Annotated in this window: 1 protein-coding gene; it reads right to left on the bottom strand. The window is 50.2% G+C overall.

The genetic code is table 11. The features are described from left to right. Positions 1–607 (bottom strand): zona pellucida domain-containing protein (locus I6F41_RS17960; protein WP_161519140.1); only part of this gene is annotated, 607 nt, incomplete at its 3' end. Positions 608–641: the final 34 nt, after the last annotated feature.

The following is a 641-nucleotide window of genomic DNA, read 5'->3' on the forward strand; positions in this document are numbered from 1 at the left end:
GGACGTGGTTGTATACCTTCACAGATGCCTCAACATTAATAACGTCACCCAGGAAGTAAGAGTTTGAAGGCCTCTCATAGGACCAGTCATCAGTCATGAGCTTCAGGGAGAACACCAAGACTTCTTCACCAGCCTCCGTTGAGGCATAAGGGACCCAAGTTGGCTTCAAGGCACTACTGCTGACATTTTGAAACCTTTGATAGTGGCATTGAACTCCAATAACTGCACCACCTGCACGGGTAATCGGAGTGCCAGCAAACGCCTCAGGAGTGTAGGTAAGGGCAAAGGTGTAGACAAGCTCATCCTTGGTCATCATCAAGACACTGTTGCAGTCCTGCAGTTCATTCTCAAAGAAGAGCACCTTAGAGCCTGGGACCAAACCGACAACAGGACATCCTCCCAGAGTCAGACCAGATGGCTGGATCAGTTCACCATTGCTAAACAAGTCCTGCTGTACCTCCACATGAATCCGGTTCTCACCGCATTGAATAGCTACACTACTGGGGGTCACAGGTTGCCTCAAATGGAAATCCACCGCCATCTCACTCGGCACTTCTGGAACAATGGGAAACCTCCAGTCCAAAGGCTTCACTGGACCCTGCAACACCTGCTTCTCCTGAAGACCAAGAGGCTCTTGTGCA

This window comes from Pseudoalteromonas sp. SCQQ13 (assembly GCF_015864415.1).
Lineage (GTDB): Bacteria > Pseudomonadota > Gammaproteobacteria > Enterobacterales > Alteromonadaceae > Pseudoalteromonas > Pseudoalteromonas nigrifaciens.